This is a genomic window from Mycetohabitans sp. B3, assembly GCF_021498065.1.
GTDB lineage: Bacteria > Pseudomonadota > Gammaproteobacteria > Burkholderiales > Burkholderiaceae > Mycetohabitans.
In genome coordinates, this window is record NZ_JAHLKN010000007.1 from 1 (window position 1) to 5789 (window position 5789).

General features: G+C 58.2%; 1 protein-coding gene. It reads left to right on the forward strand.

Going from position 1 to position 5789, the window contains the following annotated elements; translation table 11 throughout:
- On the forward strand, positions 1 to 5789 hold a 5789-nt coding region (locus KQH55_RS01525; RefSeq protein ID WP_235090064.1), incomplete at both ends, for an S-layer family protein.

Below are 5789 nucleotides of genomic sequence, written 5' to 3' on the forward strand. Positions count from 1 at the left end.
GGGCATTATCGTGAACGGCGGGGGCTTTATTAACACGAGCCGGGCGACGCTAACGACCGGACAACCGTACTATGGCGCAGACGGCTCGCTAGCCGGCTTCAATGTGTCGCGTGGGCTGGTGACTGTGCATGGTGCAAAGTTTAATGCGTTGAACATCGATCAAGTGGACCTGATCGCACGCGCGGTGCAGGTGAACACCGAAATTCGCGCCAAAAACTTGAACGTGGTGAGCGGCGCGAACCAAGTGCCTTACGCTACGCTAGCGGCCACGACCATTCAAGGCGACGGGCCGGCGCCAAGCGTATCGATTGACGTTGGCCAACTCGGCGGTATGTACGCCGATCGGATTGTGATGGTTGGCACCGAACACGGTGTGGGAGTGCACAGCGCGGGTACGATTAGCGCGCAGGCCGGTGATTTGACGCTGTGCGCAAACGGCAAGCTCACGCTCACGCCAACGAGTCAAACCAATGCAAGCGGTCTATTAAGCGTGCGCGCGCAGGCTGACATTCAAAATGATGGCAAGCTTTACGGCAAACAAGACGTGTCGGTTTCAAGCGCGAGTTTGCTGAGTAATGTCGGTACGCTCGCAGCCCAACGCAACTTGAAGGTCGAAGCGCACAGGGTGAACTCAAGCGGTGGGTTGGGCGCCGGAGCCGATGCCGACGGCGTGATCGACAGCGCAGGCGAGCTCGAGGTCAAGGCCACCGGTTCACTGGTCGCCACAGGCCATCAATTGGCGGGCGGCAACATGACGCTTGAAGGTGCCGCCGTTGACCTGAAGCACAGCAACACACTTACCGACGGTCATTTGGAACTCTACGCGAAGTCTGGCGATATCGACCTGACCGGCGCGAAAGTGGTGTCACAAGGCACTGCGCGCATCATCGCGGACGATGGCGTAGTGAACCATAACCAAGGCAAGCTGTCGTCAGGCGACACGCAGACGATCCGCGCCGCGGCATTGTTGAATCAGGACGGGCAGATTTTTTCAGAATCGACATTGGATATCGACGTAGCGGGGAAGATGGACAATCTGCGCGGGCTCGCGCGAGCAGCCGGGCGTGTCCTCGTGAAGGCCGGCTCACTGGATAATACGGCTGGGCGCGTCACATCGAAAAGCGATGATGAGCTGTCGGTGACGACGGTGGGCCCACTGACGAACGCGGCGGGTCATACGGTGATGGGTGATCAAGGCGGCGTGATTGGCGGCAATGGCAACGTCAAAGTGCAGGCCGGCACGCTCACCAACAGAGGTCGCGTCACGGCGAAAGGAATGCTGAAGGTCAGCGGCCAGTCCATCAATAACAATGACGGTACGCTGAGCGCGAAACGGTTAAATGTGACGGCCGATTCGCTCACGAATGAGAAAGGGGTGATTGCACAAACGGGCAAAGGCGATACAGTGGTTCGCATAACCCACAAGTTCGATAATACATTGGGCACGATTCGAAGCAACGGCGAAAATCTAACGCTCAAGTCTGAAGCAGGCAGCTTGACGAACAATAGCGGCACGCTTTATCACGGCGGCAGCGGCACACTGAAAGTGACTGGCGCCAGCACGCTGACAAACCTTAGTGGTTTGATTGACTCGGCCAGTGTGCTCAATGTGGACGGTCAATCGATTGACAATACCGGCGGTGTCATCCGTACGAAGACCGGCTCCGTCACACTTACCTCTGCGTCGACGTTTAAAAACAATCAAGGTGTCGTGCAAGGCGGGAATGGGCTCGAAGTATCGTCCGCCGACACGCTTTTCAATCAAGAGGGCAAGCTCGTCAACCTGAGTTCCACCGGCACGCTCGCCGTATCCGCCCAAGAGCTCGACAATACGAATGGCCAAATCGCCGACACCGGTACGGTTCACACGTTGATTAAGGCCGCGTCGCTCCATAATGCCAATACGAACGGCCAGACCCATAGGGGTGTTATTCGCGGCAAAGGGAACGTGACGATCGACAGCGCCGCCGTGCAAAACGGCGCGAATGGCCAAATTGTCGCCGATCGGGACCTGACTTTTAAGAATACGGACCAGCTTACCAATGCGGGCCAACTCACGGCGGATGGTATGCTGACCGTCGAGCAGCCGCACGCCGTCTTATCGAATGTGGACGGCCAGATCAGCGCGACGAAGGTCAAGCTGACTGTCGCGAGCCTTGACAACACGAGCGGCCAGATCGCGAATCCGAAAGGCTCAAGTGGCGACATTACGATTCAGACCGGCGTGCTGACTCAGCATGCCGGCACCATCGCGAGCGCACGGGACCTGAAGCTCAGCGCGGTCTCGCTCATCGGCGATGGTCAGCTCATCGGCGGTCGCGATGCGGCCATTTCACTGCAAGGCGACTACACGCACGGTGCGAACAACCAGATCACTGCAAACCGCAATCTGACCTTCTCAACGACGGGTCAGCTGACGAACACTGGCAAGCTGTCGGCAGTCGGTAATCTGACCACCCGCTCGAACGGTTTAATCAATCGAGGCGAGATCAGGTCGGGCATACAAGGGGTGACTGGCACGGGGATAACTACGCTTGAGGCCGGCAGCGGCGAGCTAATCAACGAAGGGAAAATTGACGGCCATGCGGTTACGACGACCAGCCAGCATCTGACGAACACGGGTTCGATCATCGGCGGCACACTCACGCACACGGCGAACACGATCGTCAACGATGGTGCGCGGGCGGTCATGGCGGGCACGCAGCAGGTCAACCTCTATGGAGCCAACACTGTCACGAACCGGAACGGCGCAACGCTTGTTAGTCTCGGCGACTTAAACATCGCGAAAGATGACCAGAAGGATGCAAGCGGCAGACTGATTAATCTAATTGACACGGTGAACAATTTGTCGTCGACGATGGAAGCGCATGGTCTGATGAACATCGCGGCCCGTCAGCTCAACAATATCCGTCAAAATGTACAGACAGAGACCCGTTCGTCAAGTTCGACGCACACCATGCGCCAGTTGCCGTGGTGGAGGCCCTCTCCGCCAGGTAGTTCGCCCGCGTTCCAAGATGCGAATGTGCACATGCACCACGCGTACTATGTCAATCCAGCCGATATCATCTCATCGACACCGATCCTGACGCCGGACGGCTATTGGGTGACTCAGCTTGTTGTGAACCTGCCGTGGAATGCATCGGTGTTCGAGTGGAAGAATAGTGGCCTGTATCAAACCCAGTATCAGCAAGATTGGCGGGTTACGCTCCCGGCCGGTCAAGTGACACTCTATGCGTATGATGTAAAACACGGACAATCGAATCCGGATCAGCAGGGCGGTACCGCGTGGGATGAAAAGTTTTCAAAAAATACCTATTTGAGAAGTTTTAGCAATACGGCCTACTCGAACCATTACGGTAATTGCACAACAGACTGTGTGCGAATCGAAACTTACCCGGGCTATACCGACCCGAACACGCAGTTTATGAAAGAAACAGAGAGGCGCCGTGAAGGCCATTGGCCGGTCGAGACCCAGCGGATCGCTCACCAAACGGTGACCGAGACCGAATTGTCGCCCAACAGCGGTGCGCCCGCGCTGTTGACCTCAGGCGCGGCGATGAACTTGACGATCGGTGAGCTGGTGAACAACGACAATGGCACGATCGCCGCGGGTGGCGACTTGAACGTCAATGGCCAAAAGGTGCCGAATGGTCATGGCGCCGCGGTGATTAAGAATACGTCAACCCAGTTGACCAAAACGTATTCATTCACCAACCAATCCGGGTATAACCACGTGAAAGATCCCTATCCCGGCACCCCGGCACAGTGGGTTACGTGGACGAATCCCTCCATCACCTTCACGACTGGCATCGCCGGCGGCACGGTCACGAGCAACCAGGCTGTCACCATTGATGCAGGCGAGACTCGCAATATCAGTGTGCAGGCGACGCCCGTACCGGTGGGCGCGGACGCAGCTGCACTGGGCCTGCCGGATATCGATCTTAAGGGCCAAGGCGTGGGCGCCCCGAGGGGCGCAAAACAGCGCTCAGGTACGCCCGGTGTAATTAAGACGGTCGCGGGCGTGCGCACTAGCCGGCCTCAACTGAAGTTGCCCACGAGTGGTTTGTTTACCATCCAATCGGCACCCAATCATCCGTATCTGGTGGTCACTGATCCGCGTTTCACAAGCTATACCCAGTTCGTCTCGAGTGATTACATGCTTGGCCAGCTCGATTTGAACCCGCAAACCGTTCAAAAACGGATCGGTGACGGCTATTACGAGTCGCAGCTGGTCATGGCACAGGTGACTCAGCTGACGGGCAAACGCTATCTGGAGGGCTTTACCAGCAACGAGGACGAATACAAGCAGCTGATGACTCATGGCGCGGCGTTTGGCAAACAGTTCAGCCTAAAACCCGGCATAGCGCTAACGGACGCCCAGATGGAGGCACTGACGACGGACATCGTCTGGTTGGTGAATCAAACGATCACGCTAGCGGATGGTAGCCAGCAGACGGTACTTGCGCCACAAGTCTACCTCGCGAAATCGAACCACGTCGATGTGACGCCGAGCGGCGCACTGATCTCGGGCAATACCGTTCAGATCAAGGGCACAGACATCGTGAATCAAGGCGGGACGATCGCTGCAAAGGGCGATGCGGCACTGGCTGCGAGCAACGACATCCAGAATTTGGGGGGAGCCATCCATGCCGACAACCTCGCCTTGATGGCCGGCCGCGACATCATCAATCAGTCGCTCACTCGTACTGAGGCCCAGCATTTCACGACCGGCACGTCGACGCATACGTCGATCGGCGCGCTCGGTACGCTGAACGCGAGCGGTGAGATGCTGATGCAGGCCGGTCATGACCTGACGGTGAAAGGCGCGCGGGTGACAACGGGGGGCAACCTTGGCGTGATGGCAGGCCACGCGGTGAACATCGGTACAGTGGAGACGGGCTCGACCATTCAGACGCACAGCGATGCGCGCAATACCAGCGCATATCAGAATACGACACAGGTGGGCAGTGCGCTGCACACGGGCGGCAGCCTGGGCGTAGCGAGCGGTGGCGATATTGGTGTGACGGGTAGCACGCTGACATCGGACGCGGATATGGCGCTTGTCGGCGCTGGTCATGTCACCATCCGGGGCGCGACAAATCGCGCCGCTGTGAATTTGACCGGTGCGCATGGTCGTGATTGGGCGTATGACAATCATATGGTGGAGACGAACGTAGCTAGCCAGCTGTCAACAGGCGGTAGTGCCACGGTGGTGGCGGGTCAAGCTGCGTCCGGCAAACGGCTTGAAGTGCTGGGTTCAAATATTGTGGCCGGCACGAAAGGACAGGGTAATGGCGCGGTGAACCTAGCTGCGTCGGGCGACGTAACGATCGCCCAGACGCGTACGCGTACCCGCGGCGATGCAGCCAGCCATTCCGAAGCGGACAAATTTTTGTCAAGTTCATCAACGGATACTGCGCGCAGTTATGCGGGCAGCAACGCGCACGGCTCACTGGTGTCAGGTGAGACGGTGAGCGTATCAGCGGGTCATGACCTGAACGTGCGGGGCAGTGCCGTGGTGAGCACGCATGGCACGGCATTGGCGGCGGCAAACAACGTGAATATCGGTACCGCGCAAAGCACGGCGCAGGAATCGAATGACTACCGCCACCGTCAATCGGGCCTGCTAGCCGGAGACGGACTGGCCGTGACGATTGGCTCGCGCGCGCAATCGGACCAGGCGCAATCCTCGTCGCTCACGCATCACGGCAGCGTGGTCGGTTCGGTCAAGGACAGCGTGACGATCGAGGCGGGCAACGAGTTGCACGTGAAAGGCAGCGACCTCATCG